Raw genomic sequence first — 17,290 nt, 5'->3', positions numbered from 1 at the left:
TGACAGAGCACCGTGCTTTTCGGTTCCTGTCAGGTACTGTGTTAAAAATCAATATATTTTTATAGTTTTTGAGTTCAAAGAACATCATGATGCTTTTGCATGTGATGTATCTACTGTAGCCTCTCCGTCAGCTGATGGAGGGGCTATCTTTGTTTGATGTTGGTTGCGTTGGTTTTGAATGACATCCGGATCAAATGTTTGTTGTTTATTCCACAATACATACATGTAGGTCAGTAGTTTTTTCTGAACAGCTACGTGGGCCTTCATCTTCACATTGTGGACCGAGAGCAGTCGCTGGTATAATTCATATACCGGACCCCGCTCACACCGCACAATGGTCGAGGCAGGCATATACATCGTCTTGCGGATATATTTGGAGCCTTTTTTGGAAATTTTCGGTTGTCCGGTCCATTTGCCGGATTGTTTGACCACCACATCATAACCGCTAAAGGAAATTAACTGAGAAATGCTGTGGAACTCAGCGAATCCGTTGGTCTCAGCCAGGATGCAGGCAATCGTCAGCATGCCGATCCCGGGAATACTTTTCAGACAAGCGACCGAGGTCTTCAGATCGTTGCGAGACTTCAGGTGTTTTTTGATAAGACGGGTCAGCTTGTCAATTTGCTCACTGAGTGTCTGAATACACTCCTGTAGAGCTCCGTCAACATAACGGGCTGGCTGCCCGCTGTGGGAAAGGGCGTGAAGTTGGTTACGCAACTGTGTGCGCTGCTCCAACAATTCCGAACGCGTACGGGTCATGGACCGCAATTCCCGCCAAAACGGATCGATTCCCTTCCACGCAGACAGCTTGCGTTCGGCTCCCATCAGCGAGAGTCCCTCAGCATCAATTTTATCGGTTTTACTGCGATATCCCTGAGATTCGATAAACTTTTTTGATTGACTGGGCAGGACCACGGCCAGATGAATCTCCGGGTGATGCTGGCCAATATGCAGGGCCAGTGGTTCATAATACACGCCGGTGGCTTCCATCGTCACACGAACCGGGGCTGGTTGTTTGTTGGTGTGTCTCCTCAACCAACGCATACAGGCTTTAAAACCAGAGAGTTTGTTTGCAAAAGTTTTGCGGGCAAGTAGATGGTAGGTTTGTTCGTAAAGATTGTAGCGTTGCAGACACGCACTGAACTCATCTTTGGACATATCGGTACCAAGGCTGTAAATCATGGGTATTATGAAGTTTTGGTTCACATTTAAACGCTAAACAGGATCCTGACGCACCCAGCATGTCTCATAAATTGGTGATATTGCTACGAGCCGACTCGAAAGCAATTACAATAGGTACTGTTGGAGGTCAACGACAGAAAAATGGGCCCGGATATACCTGACAGAGTACATCCAGCACAAGCGGTGCTCGAACTGGTGTTTAGAGTTGGGAAGGAAGTACCAGACCCATTCCTTGTTCAGCAATGTTCATAAAAACGTTTCAAATGGTTACATTTCCAAATCATATGGGAGATGTAACATATGAGAGTTGTGGGATAAGGCATTCCCCTCGAAAACCGATCCACGCGACTCTGGCAGGAGCTATCGCACTCTGCCAGGACGCTAAACAGATACCGAAGGAGACCTTCGGAACAAGTAAGATTAGTATTGAGAGGGATTTATGTACAATTGGCGATAGTAGTGAATGCGGATTGAGCGAACAGTCCCCTCTTGAGAGGGATTTAGGGGTGTGTTCGACCATAGTAGTGAAGGATAGGGGGTTGAGATGAATAACTCCACACACCCCGAGTTTATTCGCTAAGCGCTCATTTCACTTTCCGCTCTCGAGAGGGGAGAAACGATTACGTCCCATACTTCACACTGCAACCATAGGGTTCATTACTCTTCACTTGCACTTCTTCGCCGTTCATAAGGCTATTCATTGCGGCATCGATGTAGTTGTGAGCCGTTTCAAGTGAGCTTGCGCGCGGAGTTGGCTTATCGTCGATGGCGCCATTATAGCGAACCACTCCATCGGGATCGATGATGAACATGTGCGGCGTCACACGGGCATCGTAAGCACGTCCCATTTCACCTTCCGAATCGAGAAGAATGGCTGTTGGTGATGCTCCGTGCTCTTCAATCGATTGTTGGGCTTGTTCAGCTTCCATGTATCCCTGGGTTCCGGGTGCGGAAGAGATAACTGAAAGCCATACAACACCCTGATCGGTATATTTTTCCTGGAGTTGCTGCATGTTATCCCCGTTGTAATGTTTTTGTATGTAGGGGCAGCTGTGGTTCAGCCATTCAAGAATTACATATTGTCCTTCAAAGTCTGAGAGGCTGTAGATGGTGCCATCTGCACCTATCACTTCAAATTCAGGAGCTTGTTCACCAACTGTGGCATCAGCGGCTCTTTTTTCCCGCTTTCACTGGTGAGATTAAGGATCAACGAAGCAGCAAAAATCAAAGAAAATAGTAGAATTAACTTTTTCATGATGCTTGAGCTTGAATGATAGTTGAAGGTTGAATGAAAATTATTTTATGATTCATTCATAGATAGCGTAGAACTTTCTTGAGGCAGTTCGTTGAGTGTATCCAATACAATTCCGGGGGTTAAAAGCTCCGGTAAAATTATAGGTTCATCGAGATCCTCGTGGTAGATCACATAAAGCGGAACACCGTTTCTTCCGAACGATTCGAGTGCACGTGTAATTTCCGGATTTCGATTTGTCCAGTCTGCTTTCATCATTACAAAATCAAGATCTCTGAATTTATCTATTACCTCATCGGAACTGAATACAACTCGCTCATTTGCTTTACAAGTGATACACCAGGCCGCTGTAAAATCAAGAAATACATTTTGATTGTTAGCTAAATGTTGATCTAATGCTGCTTGAGAATAGGCCTGCCATTCAATTCCATATTGGTCTGTTTGGGCTGCAGAGGAGGACCCGTTAGCCTGTTGTTGTGAGCTCGAAGAAGCAGAAATAAAGAATCCGCCTGCAATCAACAGAATTACAAAAGCGCGGCTCACTATTCTCGATACATTTGAGATTTGTGTTGCCTTCCATCGGTTCAGAATCCAAATACCCATGCTCATCAAGAGCAGGCCAATAAGGAGGTTTGTGAGTCCATCAATGCCCACTTGCTGCCCAAACACCCATGCCAGCCAGATTGCAGTGGCAAAAAGCGGAAAGGCCATAAACTGTTTGAAGGTTTCCATCCATGCCCCTGGTTTGGGCAGTTTTTTCATGAGTGCTGGAAATGATGATAAAATGATATATGGAACGGCCATTCCAAATCCAAGGACTGCAAATACCAGGAGTGCAGAAGTTGCAGGCATGGTGATTGCGGCGCCGAGTGCGGTACCCATAAAGGGAGCGGTACAAGGCGTTGCCAGAACTGTAGCTAAAACACCACTGAAAAAAGATCCCTTTAAACCTTCACCGGTTTTAGCACTACCGGCAACATTCATCAACGAATTTCCGATCTCAAAAACGCCCATCAGGTTGAGGGCGAGGCCGAACATGAGGAATGTCATAAATGCAATGAAGGGGGGTGACTGAAGCTGAAATCCCCAGCCGAGTTCCTGTCCGCCGGCTCTCAATAAGAGTAACAATCCTGCAAGAAATAAGAATGAGGCTAAAACTCCTGCGCCAAATACCCAACCGTGTATTTTTGCTTTCTTTGGATTATGCCCGGAGATCTGCAAAAAGTTCATCACTTTTATAGAGAGGATGGGAAAAACACAGGGCATCAGGTTCAGGATCAAACCACCAATAAAAGCAAATCCAAGGATTAGTAAAAAAGATTGCGACAGAACCGGCTGAGAAGATGAATCAGTCACCTCACCGCTCAAATTGATATCCACTGTCATCGCCTTGGTTCGGCCACTTTCATCCCAGCCTTCTTCATTATAGACGAGTCCCCAAACCCGTTCCACTTCATCAGTTTTGTACTCTGATTTTTGGAGACTCATTGTGAGAGTGTCATTCTCAACAGTGAAAGGTTGATCAGCTCCATTTTCGATCTCCCCTTTCTCATTCGCGAAATAGATCACATTTGAATATTGAGGCAGATCAAATGCATCAGTGGTTAATTTTAGTGTGATGGAATCACCTTCAACCTCAGCAGATGCATCCCAAAAATCGAGATCGGCCGGCAGTTTTTCCCGCATTTGCGAAAAGAGGGAGAGATGATCTTCGTTGAACAACGGATTTTCAGCGACGTCCAGCGTAAGTTCAAGATCGGCGCTTTCGGGGATACAGACATTCTCACAAATCAACCAGTCTGCAGATGCTTGCAACGTTATTTTATCTCCGGGATCAAGGTTCTCCGGTGCGGTGGCCTCCATCATATAGAGCATGCTGTCCGCATACGCGTAACTTGTCAGATCACCCGGAATGTCTTTCCACTCAGGATAGGGCCATTTAATATCGGATATGTTGAAATCTTTTTTGTGAGTCCATTCCACAGTTAAAGGCATACCGGAATCTGCGGGATTCCTGTAATAAACATACCAGTCCTCCTGTATATCCATGCGAATTCCGATCCAGAAGGGTTCCCCAGGTACAATTGCAGATTGTTCAGAGATCAGTTCTACTTCAGCATGATCGGTTTTTACCTGGAAAGCGTGCAGGGTTTGCAATCCGATTAGAAGTAATAGAAAAACTGTAACTGTAAAAAGCTTTTGAAGCTTGTTCATATCTGTCAATTATTGATCAATTTGATAACTTTTAAAAAGGAATTCATGCTGATAAGTACTGTTAAAAACATTTTTTTTCATGATCCGTTCGTATCGAAACAGTAACGAAAGTGTAACAGTGCGAACTCTTTTTTGAAGGTGTAGACCTAAACTTACTACATCCTTAAATATAGCATCAAATTTTGTTAAAATGTGTCGATGAATTCTGATCTGAATTTGAAGATTGATGCCGTATGAATTCATCAGATGAGTATAAAGCAATTCGGGATGGCGCAAGCGTCTCGCTTGTGCCTGTAATAATTTTTACTCAGGAAAATAAAATTGTAAACTGCGTTGAATTCAGCAGGCGAAAAACACAATCGTCAGCCGGTATTCTATATCATTCATCTTATGAGTCAAATTTCACGGACGAATTCGTATCACAATCAAACCCACAACGGTTGAAACAAGAGATAAGTATCCCAGCCAATCTCCAAATCGGTTGTAAATAGTTTGATGATCGGAGTTGTAGATGGTGAACGTAAACGCATCTTCTGTCCAGTATTCAGTCTCTTTTTGAACTTTTCCGTCAGGTGATATAATTCCTGAGATTCCATTATTCGCTGAGCGTGCGATCCACATACGCTGTTCAATAGCACGCAGGCGGGCGTAAGCAAAATGCTGTATGTGACCGTTAGAGTCGCCCCACCAGCCGTCGTTGGTAATAATTGTAAGAAAGCCGGCCCCGTTGTTAGCAAACTGATTGACCCATCCCGGAAAAACCGAATCGTAGCAGATGAGAGCAGGAGTTTTATTTCCATCAACAGAAAAAAGAGTGGGTTCCTGGCCTAATCCGTACCCCACAACCGACCCCCAATCCATCCATCTAAAAACGTCTAATCGCTGAAAGTATGTGACAAATGGAAATCGCTCCACAATCGGTACGAGACGACCTTTTCGGTAAATCTCTGTAGATTGATCTGTTTTTATAAAAAGAGCGGCATTAAAAATATTATAAATTGTTCCACCGCTCGACTCCCGGACAACTTGAGGCCTTTTTTGATCCTCCTCGTAAATCTCTATTAACCCCAGGCCGGTAATTAAACTTGTATTCCATGATTTCACTGAATCTTTAATCACATCAAACTGCGGACTTGTAACTCTGAGGGATGAATCGACCGCATTTTCCGGCCAGATGATGACATCCGTTTCTTCTGTTCTGGCTTCATTCGAGAGGCGGAGAAGTTTATCTGTCAAAGCGTCCAGGGATGCTTCTCCACCGAACCGTTGATAAGAATCGGAATTGGGTTGGACAATAGTAACATGAATTTCTTCTTCATCGGCATAATGCATTGTAACCATTGAGATGATTGAGAACAGCGGGAATATGACCAATACAGCAATTGAAGAGATGAGAAGATTCCGGTTTTCAGACTTATTGAGATATGCATAGAATAAAGAAGATGTAAGTATCACCCAGAAAGAAATTCCCCAAACTCCGGTAACAGATATATATTGAATCACTCCTGTGAGATTGGACCATGCGTTGCCGAGTGTTAGCCAGGGCCAGGAGAGATCCCAGTTGTGATGGAGAAATTCGTAACTAACCCAAATAGAAGCGGCGAAGAAGCCCGACAACATTGGATGTAACTCAGATTGTTGAACTCTTCGAATCATCAAAAGCGGAATTAACATAAGTGCTGCGTTTGCCAGGATCGCGGCAATTCCGCCGGCAATGGTTGCCATCATTAACCAATATGTGGTAAACAGATTCCAAAGTACAAACGAGGGATATGCATACAGAATTACTTCGCGTTTGGACTCCGAAATGGAGCCAATTCTGAAGAGACAGAGAAACGCCGGAATTTGAAGAATGGCAACATTAAATGGCGGGAATGATAGCGCCAAAAGAATAGATGCAGTGATTGAAAGCACCCAGGGGCGATCCCAAAGTCTGATAGCTTGTTTGTTTTGATTAGTTGGTTGATTCATAGAATACACTTATTCTTCGTAATCTTTGCCGGCAATAACGATTACAAACTCACCTTTGATGGATGATTTTTCATTCCAACGGCTAACAATTTCAGCAAGTTGTCCGCGGTCGATCTCTTCAAACTTTTTAGTGATCTCCCGAGCCACACAAATCCATCGCGTTCCTTCACAAAATTCAGCCAACCCGTTTATCAATTTTACAACCCGGTAAGGACTTTCATAGATCACCGTTGTGATATCGGCACCAGCAATCTCCTTAATCTTCGTTTGTCGTCCTTTTTTTTGAGGAAGAAATCCCTCAAACAGAAACCGGTCGCTCGGCAGTCCGCTTGCGGCAATAGCAGCAGTAACGGCACTTGGACCCGGAATCGGGCAGACCTTGTGGCCATTCTGGTGAGCCGCCCGAACAGCAAGAAATCCCGGATCCGAAATTCCGGGCATACCTGCATCACTTACAACTGCTACATTTTGTCCGCCGGATAGCAGGTTCATAAGATGCTCTACTTTGTGATGTTCATTGTGCTGATGAAAAGAAAATGTAGGTTTGTCTATTCCGTAGTGCTGAAAAAGTAAACCGGAAGTACGAGTATCTTCACATGCAATCGAATCTACAGATTTCAGGGTTTCAACCGCACGTTTAGAAAAATCGCTGAGATTGCCTATTGGGGTAGCTACCAGGTATAATGTTGACAAATTAAATACGGTTTTAGGTAAAAAAATTTAAATCTACTGCATTCAGATCCTAAGATTAAAGAATCATTCAGGAAACTGTTAAATTTAGTTTACAGTAAAGGAAATAAAAACTTTTTGTATCAGTAAAGTTGGCTAAATATAACACAGTTGAAAAGGCAATACAGATGAAAAAGTCTTGCAAGCCGTTATTTTATTTATGCATTTTAATATTGTTTTATCTGCCAAGAGCTGCTACCGGCCAAGTTCCGGAAAATACAGAAGCTGATACGCTGAATGGGGAGTCAGCTGAATACAAGAATAACAGTGCACCATTTGTTTACATTGACTGCTCTTTTTGTGATTTCGATTACATCCGTTCGGAACTGCCTTTTGTTAATTACGTTCGTGACCCCGAACAGGCAGATATACACATATTCATAACACGAACATCCATGGTTAGTGGAGCAACAGAATATGAAATTTCATTTATAGGGCAGCGTACTTTTTCAGATATTCAATTTGATTTGAAATATGTTGCACAACGAAATGCAACTACCAGTGAAATAAGGGATGGTTTAAACAAGGTGCTGTTTTCTGCCCTTATGCCCTATCTGTCTCAAACTTCATTATTCTCCTCTTTTAACTTGATGCATGAACCAGACGGTTTGCAAGCTACCGAATTAGAAACTCCGAAAGATCCCTGGAATTACTGGATCTTCGAAGCATATGTCGGTTCAATCAGTCTTGGGTTGGAATCGAACCGAACAGATTTTGATTCAAGGTGGGGCATATTTGCTGATCGGGTTACTGAAGATTGGAAACTGAGATTTCGCCCGTATTTTAATTACACATATGTGGAAATTGAACAGAGCGAAGACGAAGATGTAAAGAGTTCAGTTCAGCGTCACGGATTGGATACTTATGCAATAAAAAGTATAAATCAACATTGGTCAGTTGGCCTTTTTGCTGACTACATAACGCGAAACGATCGGAATATTCGTCACCGAGTGGAAATATCACCAGGTATTGAATATAGTTTTTTTCCATACAGGCTGGCCACAAGAAAAGCGGTAACTCTGCAATATCAAATTGGATACTCCTATTTCGATTTCTTTGATACTACAATTTTTAATAAAAACTCTCAGCATCTGCTTGGTCACCAATTTCGTGGAGCTGTGGATGTTGAACAGCCATGGGGCAGTATATCCGGTGGATTAATTGGGTCGCACTATTTTCATGATACATCGTTAAGAAGAGCAGAATTTTTTGGAGGTTTTTCAGTTAGAATTTTCGAAGGACTTTCTGTTCGGTTCCAGACCAATTTCCAGATGATACAGGATCAAATTACACTTCCGGCGGGTGATGCCTCCCTCGAAGACATTCTTTTGCAGCGCAGGGAACTTGCAACCGATTTCTCATTATCAGGTTCGTTTGCGGTGACTTATACATTTGGTTCTGAGTTTGCAAATATTGTAAACACCCGGTTTTAACTCGCATAGTGTCAATTCAGTGATGCAGTATCGGTCGATACCAGTCAGCACACACTGTATCTGACAGCGTTGAGGTTTGTAAATTGCCATATACTCGGAGGCTTTGAAATACCCATCTGTCGGTTGTTTTTACCGGCTGATGGGTGTCCCCAACCCGTCAGCCCGCACATACAGCGTGCAGACGGGCAGTAATGCAAATCCCTCTACTCATCTATTTAAAAAGTTACTGACGCTATCAGAACCCCGGAAAAGCACCGGGAATGCTGTCAGGTCTTCACACACTGTCAGATATGGGTTGAGACAACAATAGATTTCTGTGTAAGATCGGGCTGATCGGATTTTGGACCGAGATATAAATTTTTTGAGAAATAGATAAGAGTGATTTACACAAAAGTTCTGTAAAGCTTCTGAAATCACCTTATCTTAAAAGCTTGAATAATTGTTTTTTTATCAGTGATAAAAAATTCAGATAACACAAAAATTTAATAACAAAAGAATGGATTTTAAACCAACCGGAATTAACCATATTACTATTCGGGTCAATGAAATTGAGCGTTCTGAGGAATTTTACGGAGAGATACTTGGGTTTGAGCTCGTTCGGAAAATGGGCCAAAGTATGGCTGTCTATAAAATCGGGAAGGAGGATACACTTGTGATTGTAGAAGCGGAAACAAGTTACGATCCCAATTCACGAGATTTTCGGGTTGATCATTTTGGATTTTATCTTAATTCAGAAGATGAAGTGGATGAGATGGCAACTTTTCTCAGAGAACATGAAGTAACTATTCTAAGTGGACCTGCCAATCGAAAAAAGGGACGATTTGTTTTTGCTTCTGATCCGGACGGGAATTTAATTGAGTTCTTTTACGAGGATTAAAAAAATAAACGAAGCGAAAGATTGTCACATACAAGATGGAAATATTCTTGTGGCATGCTATTTGCTTTAATTAACATATCTGATTGGTAAGGGTTTTATAAACTTTATCATCAAACAAAGAAATAAAAAAGATTTTAGATAGAATTAATGAGTTTAGAGAAAGAAAAACAGACTGAAGACAGACAAGCTGAGATGGCTGAAAATATTGAACATGAAGCCGGTGAGTTGTCTGAAGAGGTGGATGAATCACTTTCTGAAGAAGAAATTGACAACACCGATCAATTGATTGAAGTGCAACAAAAACGGATTAATCAACTTGAGGAAGAACTGGAGAAGGTTAAAGATTCCCAGCTTCGCAAGGCTGCAGAGATGGATAATATGCGGAAGCGTATGCGCCGTGACCGGGAACAAATTTTTCAAACAGCGAGGGAGGCTGCACTGGAAGCATTTTTGCCTATCAACGACGATTTAATCAGAACCCTTCAGTCAATGAAGGAAAATGATGCGAACTCATCGTACGTAGATGGTGTACAGCTTATTGCTAATAAATTTGAGGACGTCCTGGAGAAGCATGATGTTGAACGAATTGACGAAACAGGCGTTCCGTTTGATGTTGATCTGCACGATGCGATGTTGCGACAGAAACCAGAAGATGATTCTATTGAGAGCGGAACTGTTTTGCAGGTATTGGAAAACGGCTATCGAATAGGGGACAAGACGTTACGGCACGCCAAGGTAATTGTAAGCGAATAAACTTAATTTATGTCAAAACGCGACTACTACGAAGTTTTAGGTGTAGAAAAGAACGCCAGTGAACAGGAATTAAAGAAGGCTTATCGAAAACTGGCAATGAAGTATCACCCCGACCGAAATAAAGGGGATGATGATGCGGAAAAGAAATTTAAAGAGGCTTCTGAAGCCTATGAAGTTCTCCGGGATCCGGAAAAACGTAAACGCTATGATCAATTTGGACATTCCGGCCTGAATGGCGGTGGTTTTGGTGGTGGCGCTTCCGATTTTGGAAATGCCAATTTTGAGGACATCTTTAGTCATTTCAGTGATATTTTTGGTAGTGATATATTTGGAGGTGCCGGAGGATCGCGTGGGCAAAGCAGGCGAAGGCGCGGAACCGGGCGACCGGGCTCTGATATGAAGCTGAGCGTTGCCCTGACGCTCGAAGAGATTGCTGAAGGTGTTGAAAAGACCCTTAAGGTAAAGAAGCATATCAAATGTGATTCATGTAATGGAACCGGTGCTGAAACGGAATCCGATTTCGAAACCTGTCCCAAATGTAATGGTGTGGGTGAGATCAGGCAGGTATCGCGAACCATGTTTGGCCAATTTGTAAATGTACAGCCGTGCCCAACATGCCAGGGAGAAGGAAAAATCATCAAAAATAAGTGCAGTAAATGTGGCGGCCAGGGCCGGTACAAGAGCAATGAAAAGATGAAGGTGAATATTCCTTCAGGCGTTGCCAAGGGAAATTATATTACACTTCGCCGACAGGGAAATGCAGGAATTCGCGGTGGCCAACCGGGTGACCTGATTGTTCTGATTGAAGAGAAAGAGCATGAAGATTTTGAGCGGGATGGAAATGATATCTACTACGATCTTTTGGTCAGCATTCCTGATGCTATTCTTGGAACGGAAGTAGAAGTACCCACCCTGAAAGGTAAAGCGAAAGTGAAAATTGAACCCGGTACGCAGCCCGGAAAACTTCTTCGAATGAGAGAACGAGGGATTAAAGGTTTGAATAATTCCGGAGTGGGAGATCAGTTCATCAAAATGAATGTATATATCCCGAAAGATTTAACGGATGAAGAGAAAAAGCATATCAAGGCAATACAGGGCGAAGATCATTTCGATCCCATAAGTGCACAGGAACGTGAGAAAGGATTCTTTTCGAAGATAAAAGATGTCTTTCAATAAAGTTCCGCAGGAACGACTTAGATTGAAGATGGCGCGAGCGTCTCGCTCGTGCCCACAATATAGGTCACAAACGTGGACGTTTGCGTCATGAAATGTTGATCTTTTAAGTTTTACTCGTTCCGAAGCTCCAGCATCGTGAACGGACTCTGGAAGCTCCGCTTCTCTAAAAAAGTTTCGAAGTTTATCAGATTATTTCCAGGAGGGTGACAGAAATTGTCACTCCTGAGTTGTATGTTCCATAAAAATCAAACCAAATGGAATTCATGGATATCTCTATTCTGCTGAGTGCAATTATATTTTTTGTGATTGGTTTTGCTTTGGCCTATTTCATCGGGAAATCGAAACAGAGCAGACTTGAAGAGCGAAACGAAAATTTAGCTCAAACGGCAGATCAAGCTGAATTGAGATTGTCGACTGAAATGGAGAGGGCTGAAGCGAAACTCTCGGCAGAAACAGATCGGGCCAATCAGGCCGAAAAAGAGCTCACCAAACTGCAGGCAGAATTTTCTCACCTTCAAGAGAAACTCTCCGAGCAAAAAGGTCAGTTGGAGGAGCTTCAAGAACAGTTCAGAACGGAGTTCAAAAACCTGGCAAATGAGATCTTAGAAGAAAAATCAAAGAAGTTTACCGAGCAGAATAAAGAGAAGCTCGATCAGCTTTTAAAACCTCTGGGTGAAAAGATATCTGAGTTTAAAAAACAAGTCGAGGAGACGCACAAAGAGGATATCAAAGGGAGAAGTGCTCTCGATCAGCATTTAAAGATGCTGCAGGAGATGAATCAGAAGATGAGTGAGGAAGCTAAAAACCTCACCAAAGCTTTGAAAGGGGATACCAAGAAACAGGGAAATTGGGGAGAGGTAATTCTTCAGAGAATTCTTGAGCGGTCTGGTTTAAAAAAGGGCTCTGAATACGAAACGCAGCAGAGTACCACGATGGATGATGGAAGACGCCTTCAACCCGATGTGATTGTGAAACTGCCGGACGAAAAAAGATTGATTATAGATTCGAAAGTTTCCCTGACAGCCTATGAAAAATATTCCTCAACAGATGATCTGGATGAGCAAACGAAATATCTGAAACAACACATTCAATCACTTCGGGGACATGTTAGGAATCTGAATTCAAAAAATTATGATCAGATCCATGGGATTAACAGCCCTGATTTTGTGTTATTGTTTATCCCGATTGAACCGGCATTTGGAGTTGCAATGCAGAACGATCCTGATCTTTATAATGAAGCCTTCGAGAGGAATATTATTATTGTAAGCCCGACCACATTATTAGCTACACTCTCTACTATTGAAAATATCTGGAAGCAGGAATACCAAAACAGGAATGCAATGGAAATTGCCAGCCGCGGAGGACTTCTATATGATAAGTTTGTGGGATTTGTGGATAATCTTGAAGATGTTGGGAAGCGAATTCGCCAGACAAGTGATTCCTACGAATCAGCTATGAAGCAACTTTCTACCGGCGCCGGAAATCTTGTGGGACAGGCCGAAAAACTGAGAGAGCTTGGGGCGAATGCATCCAAAAAATTGCCTGAGGATATGACGGAGAAAGCATTAGAGGAGAGAAAAGAACTGGAATAGTTTCTAATTTGAAGAATCTTTCAGTGGCCCTACAAGCGAGGCGAGTGCATACCCATCATGGTTAGAAATTGCGGTGTACCAGTCATCCTCCCAATGCCAGGAAACAACATGATGTCCGTCAATTTCGGCAACATAAAAATCTTCTGATTTCTGACAGGATTCTACCGCATTTTTATCTCTTTTGAGGGTTGTGTGTTCCTCAACCTGGGCAAGTTCAAATGTAAAAATATAAATAGTCTCGCCGATGTCCGGTTGAACGTATTCAAGAAGTGGTGTAGTGAACTCATCTATGAAATTTGAAAATACAATGCCGGTAAATTCTGCCCCTTCAATTTCGGGAATTGTGAGATCTATATTATGATTTTCTGATAGATACGCTTCTGCTTCCTGCACAGAAGCGGATGAAAAATGTGGCTCAATTATTGAACCCGAAGATGAAACAAAATGATCTGCAGCTATCTGCTCAACAATTATTTCATCAGCCGGTGCCTGCATGTCAGTATTCTCGAGAATTTGTACTGTTACTAAAGAAAAAATCAATACAACAGCAGCAGCAGACACGTATCTTATTATTTTTCCGGATGCTCCCGAGAGCAATGTGGAAAGTATAGAATTATCGGCAGATGACATTGTGCACTCCTGATCAATAAGTTCCTTTTCTCTCTCTCAATGGCATCAAATATTTGTTTTCGAAGATAATCCGGACACTCTTTCGACAACTTACCGGATAACGCTAATTTCAATTCAAGCACCTGTTGGTACTCTTTCTCTATATCAGGATGATCTTTGATAAACTCAAAGAAAGCCTCTTTCTCTTTATTGCTGGCTTCTCCGTCTGCAACAGAGTGCAGGAGGATGAGCGCTTGTTTACGATCTAACTTATCCATGGGACTTAAATAATACTTATTTCGCCATCGAGCTTTAACATAGAGTTGTATTTATTTCTCTATAAATGATCAACAAATTGAAATATCCAATCATTCAACAGTTGTATAGATTTTAGGAAGTCCAGGTATCAGATAATCAATTAACGCGTTTACCGGTCAAAGTACCTTGAAGCTTCCTTTTTGGGGACTTGCTATAAGAAGACGTAACGCTGGCCTTAAAAGGATGTCTTGGGCAAAGGAGATCCGCTCTTTCTGTCTGCCGAAGCCTCGGTAAAGTTAGGCTTCAGACGCTTTTTCATGGAAATCCATCGCGGGGAAGGACATTTTTTTGGATCATCGGTAAACGCATTCAACGATTTAAATACTATCACTTTTATTAAAAAAATCCCATGGAAAACCAGTTGGAAGTTTTGAGCGTATCGTTATCTCCTTCTTAAGAGTTGGATGTGAAAACGTTAATTGCGTAGCATGTAGAGATATATTACACGTATGTTTCGAGCCATATTTTTGATCCCCACAAACTGGATAGCCAAGATGCGAAAATTGAACTCGAATTTGATGCGGTCGTCCGGTAATGAGAGTTATGTTTAATAAAGAGAGATTATTTTCAACTTTTTCTCTTTGATAGTACAGTTCTGCTTTTTTAGCCCGTTTATTATTTTTGGAAGCAATCGAAACAGTATTGGTTTGATTGTCCTTGAGGAGGTAATCCTGGAGCATCCCGTTTTTGGGTGATTCCCCCTCAACAACTGCGTGATAGTTTTTTTTGATGGATCGTTTTCGAATCTGTTCACTGATTCTTGATGCAGCTTTCGAGGTTTTTGCGAATAACATTACGCCACTTACAGGTTTGTCTAAACGATGGAGTAATCCTAAAAACACATTTCCTTTTTTGTTGTATTCCTGCTTCAGGTACTCTTTGCAAAGTGTTAAAAGATCTGGTTGACCGGTATGGTCTTCTTGTGATAGCATACCTGCAGGTTTATTTACAGCCAAGAGGTGATTATCCTCGAAAAGAATTTCAATATTGGGGTCGGTACCGGTGGTTTTCATCTCCTTAGTTATTTATCATTGGATTAACTTTTAAGATAACGGTTAAAATCATTTGCTGTAACCCTGTCATTTTAATTTCATGTCTATAACGCTTGAAGAAAAAATAGCTCACTTACCAACAAGCCCGGGTGTTTACCAGTTTATGGATGAACGAGGAAACCATCTCTATGTGGGAAAGGCAAAACGGCTGAGAAACAGGGTGAGATCTTACTTTCAGGATTCTAATAATCACGATGGACGAATTCGTGTGATGGTAAATAAAATAGTGGATGTAGAAGTGATTGTTACAGACTCTGAAGCTGAGGCGTTAATTCTGGAAAATACACTGATTAAGCGCCATCAACCCAGGTATAATATTATGTACCGGGATGATAAGTCGTATCCATACATCTGTATCACCAAAGATGAGCGTCCGCGTGTATTTCCTACCCGAACAGTGATTACAGACGGCAGTAAATATTATGGTCCTTACGATCATGTGGGGCAGATGAGGAGGATGCTGGAAACGATTCGAAATACATTTGATCTCTGTACCTGTGCTGTTTCACCCAAGCTGATCGATAAATCGAAGGGTATGCCAAAGTGGCATTCGTGTTTTGATGATTACCTGGAAAACTGTTCCGGAGACTGGGATTTGGAGCGATATCAAAACGCTATGGAGAAAGTGGAACGACTTCTCTCCGGGAGAACTGAAAAATTGATGAGAGAGATAAAAGAAGAGATGTCGATCGCATCGGATGCTTTAGCGTTTGAAGAAGCTGCACGCCTTCGGGACAGTTTACAGGCGCTGCAAAAATACAATCAAAAAATGAAGATTGTAGATGATAAGAAAGTTGATCGGGACCTTTTTGCTATACAGATTGATGAAGAACTGAGTGAAGCGTGTGGTGTTCTGTTTAAAATCCGGGAGGGTAAACTGGTTGGAAAATTTCACCGGTTTCTTAAGAATATTGAGGGAATAGATCGTGGAAATATGCTGCAATCTTTTGTTGAGGATTACTATACAGGGCAGTTTGCAGGTGCAATTCCGGATGAAGTGTATCTGAGTGATGAAATCGAGGATATAGAACCGTTGAGTGGATATTTATGGGAAGAACACGGAAAAAAAGTACCGATTAAAGTGCCAAAAATAGGAGAGAAGCGGCAGTTTATTGAGATGGCTATCTCAAATGCAAAGTTGAAATTGGGAGAGAGAAAATTGGAAAAAGAGAAAGCAGAGAGAAACCGAATTCCGCAGGCAGTTAAAGATTTGAAAGAGTTTCTCCGACTCGAAAGATTGCCGCGCAGAATTGAATGCTTCGATAATTCTAATATTCAGGGAGCCGATCCTGTGGCGTCTATGGTATGCTTTGTGGATGCAAAACCCCGAAAAAGTGAGTACAAACGGTTTAATATAAAAACCGTGGAAGGTGCAGATGATTTTGCCTCTATGAAAGAGGTTGTAAGGCGCAGGTATTTGCGTGTTAAAAATGAGAAACAGCAGCCGCCCGACTTGGTTTTAATTGATGGTGGAAAAGGTCAGCTAAATGCTGCTGTTGAAGCTTTAAGAGAGATCGATTATCTCGAACATGTTGAAGTGGCCGGATTGGCAAAACGGCTTGAAGAGGTGTTTGTACCGGGACAGTCAGATCCGGTTATGATACCCAAAAAATCGCCTGCTTTAAAACTGCTGCAATCCGCCAGAGATGAAGCCCACCGGTTTGCAATTGCATTCCATCGCCAAAAAAGAGGGAAACGAACGCTAAAAACTGAACTGACAGAGATTGATGGAATTGGACAAAAGAGAGCCCAGGAACTATTAAAGTACTTTGGCTCGGTAAAAAAAATAAAAGAGAGCGAACTCGAAACTCTTCAGGACTTTCTTGGTAAAAAGACGGGAAAAGCGGTGTATCAATATTTCACGGCTTTAGAAAATAGTTAACCATTTAACATGAAAATGTTATAGATAAGTTTATTTGTGTTCTATAATATGAGTAAAGCTTGGTTTAGGTGACTATGAAAGTTCGTCATAAACTGGGTGTTGGCATGTTTTATGTTGTATTTTAAATAAATGGAGGCAAGTTCATAGAGTGAATGGCGCTTTGTTGAATATTGTTTCTCTCATGAAGTAGCACTATTATAGACCCGAAAATTATGAGACTTAATAACTCAGACCACATACCAAAAAATTA

At 42.1% G+C, this 17,290-nt stretch carries 13 protein-coding genes and 1 pseudogene; 6 read left to right on the top strand and 8 right to left on the bottom strand.

Annotated elements, in window-relative coordinates; translation table 11 throughout:
* Positions 1-84: 84 nt before the first annotated feature.
* The 5 genes and pseudogenes from U5K72_12560 to rsmI all read right to left on the bottom strand — a co-directional run bounded on the left by U5K72_12560 (position 85) and on the right by rsmI (position 7,312).
* Positions 85-1,182 (bottom strand): IS110 family transposase, encoded by a 1,098-nt coding sequence (locus U5K72_12560; GenBank protein ID MDZ7719641.1) that lies wholly within the window; start codon positions 1,180-1,182, stop codon positions 85-87.
* Between the two features lie 620 nt (positions 1,183-1,802).
* Positions 1,803-2,327, bottom strand: a pseudogene (locus U5K72_12555) (redoxin domain-containing protein).
* A gap of 155 nt (positions 2,328-2,482) precedes the next feature.
* A complete protein-coding gene (locus U5K72_12550) occupies positions 2,483-4,648 on the bottom strand; it encodes a thioredoxin family protein (protein MDZ7719640.1) in 2,166 nt (721 codons plus the stop codon).
* 402 nt (positions 4,649-5,050) lie between these two features.
* On the bottom strand, positions 5,051-6,619 hold the full coding sequence (gene lnt, locus U5K72_12545; GenBank protein MDZ7719639.1) for an apolipoprotein N-acyltransferase: 1,569 nt from the start codon (positions 6,617-6,619) through the stop codon (positions 5,051-5,053).
* Between the two features lie 9 nt (positions 6,620-6,628).
* A complete protein-coding gene (rsmI, locus tag U5K72_12540; GenBank protein MDZ7719638.1) occupies positions 6,629-7,312 on the bottom strand; it encodes a 16S rRNA (cytidine(1402)-2'-O)-methyltransferase in 684 nt (227 codons plus the stop codon).
* 164 nt (positions 7,313-7,476) lie between these two features.
* Between rsmI and U5K72_12535 the strand changes: the two genes are divergently transcribed.
* The 5 genes from U5K72_12535 (at position 7,477) to rmuC (ending at position 13,179) form a co-directional block, all read left to right on the top strand.
* On the top strand, positions 7,477-8,781 hold the full coding sequence (locus U5K72_12535; GenBank protein ID MDZ7719637.1) for a hypothetical protein: 1,305 nt from the start codon (positions 7,477-7,479) through the stop codon (positions 8,779-8,781).
* A gap of 496 nt (positions 8,782-9,277) precedes the next feature.
* Positions 9,278-9,658, top strand: coding sequence for a VOC family protein (locus tag U5K72_12530; GenBank protein MDZ7719636.1), 381 nt, complete (start codon positions 9,278-9,280; stop codon positions 9,656-9,658).
* A 147-nt stretch (positions 9,659-9,805) separates the two neighbouring features.
* A complete protein-coding gene (locus tag U5K72_12525; protein MDZ7719635.1) occupies positions 9,806-10,411 on the top strand; it encodes a nucleotide exchange factor GrpE in 606 nt (201 codons plus the stop codon).
* Positions 10,412-10,420: 9 nt separating this feature from the next.
* Positions 10,421-11,587: a molecular chaperone DnaJ gene (gene dnaJ / locus U5K72_12520; protein MDZ7719634.1), complete on the top strand. Its 1,167-nt coding sequence runs from the start codon at positions 10,421-10,423 to the stop codon at positions 11,585-11,587.
* Positions 11,588-11,850: 263 nt separating this feature from the next.
* Positions 11,851-13,179, top strand: a complete 1,329-nt coding sequence (gene rmuC / locus U5K72_12515; protein MDZ7719633.1) for a DNA recombination protein RmuC — start codon at positions 11,851-11,853, stop codon at positions 13,177-13,179.
* 3 nt (positions 13,180-13,182) lie between these two features.
* Here rmuC and U5K72_12510 read toward each other — a convergent pair whose 3' ends face one another.
* From U5K72_12510 to U5K72_12500, 3 genes are all read right to left on the bottom strand, one after another.
* A complete protein-coding gene (locus tag U5K72_12510) occupies positions 13,183-13,740 on the bottom strand; it encodes a hypothetical protein (GenBank protein ID MDZ7719632.1) in 558 nt (185 codons plus the stop codon).
* Between the two features lie 8 nt (positions 13,741-13,748).
* Positions 13,749-14,066 (bottom strand): hypothetical protein, encoded by a 318-nt coding sequence (locus tag U5K72_12505; GenBank protein ID MDZ7719631.1) that lies wholly within the window; start codon positions 14,064-14,066, stop codon positions 13,749-13,751.
* A 357-nt stretch (positions 14,067-14,423) separates the two neighbouring features.
* Positions 14,424-15,119 (bottom strand): RluA family pseudouridine synthase, encoded by a 696-nt coding sequence (locus U5K72_12500; protein ID MDZ7719630.1) that lies wholly within the window; start codon positions 15,117-15,119, stop codon positions 14,424-14,426.
* A gap of 79 nt (positions 15,120-15,198) precedes the next feature.
* Between U5K72_12500 and uvrC the strand changes: the two genes are divergently transcribed.
* A complete protein-coding gene (gene uvrC / locus U5K72_12495; protein MDZ7719629.1) occupies positions 15,199-17,040 on the top strand; it encodes an excinuclease ABC subunit UvrC in 1,842 nt (613 codons plus the stop codon).
* The last annotated feature ends 250 nt before the right edge of the window (positions 17,041-17,290 follow it).

Source organism: Balneolaceae bacterium, assembly GCA_034521495.1.
Lineage (GTDB): Bacteria > Bacteroidota > Rhodothermia > Balneolales > Balneolaceae > Rhodohalobacter.
The sequence above is the reverse complement of the archived record's forward strand: the minus strand, read 5'-3'. Positions and strand labels throughout refer to the sequence as shown.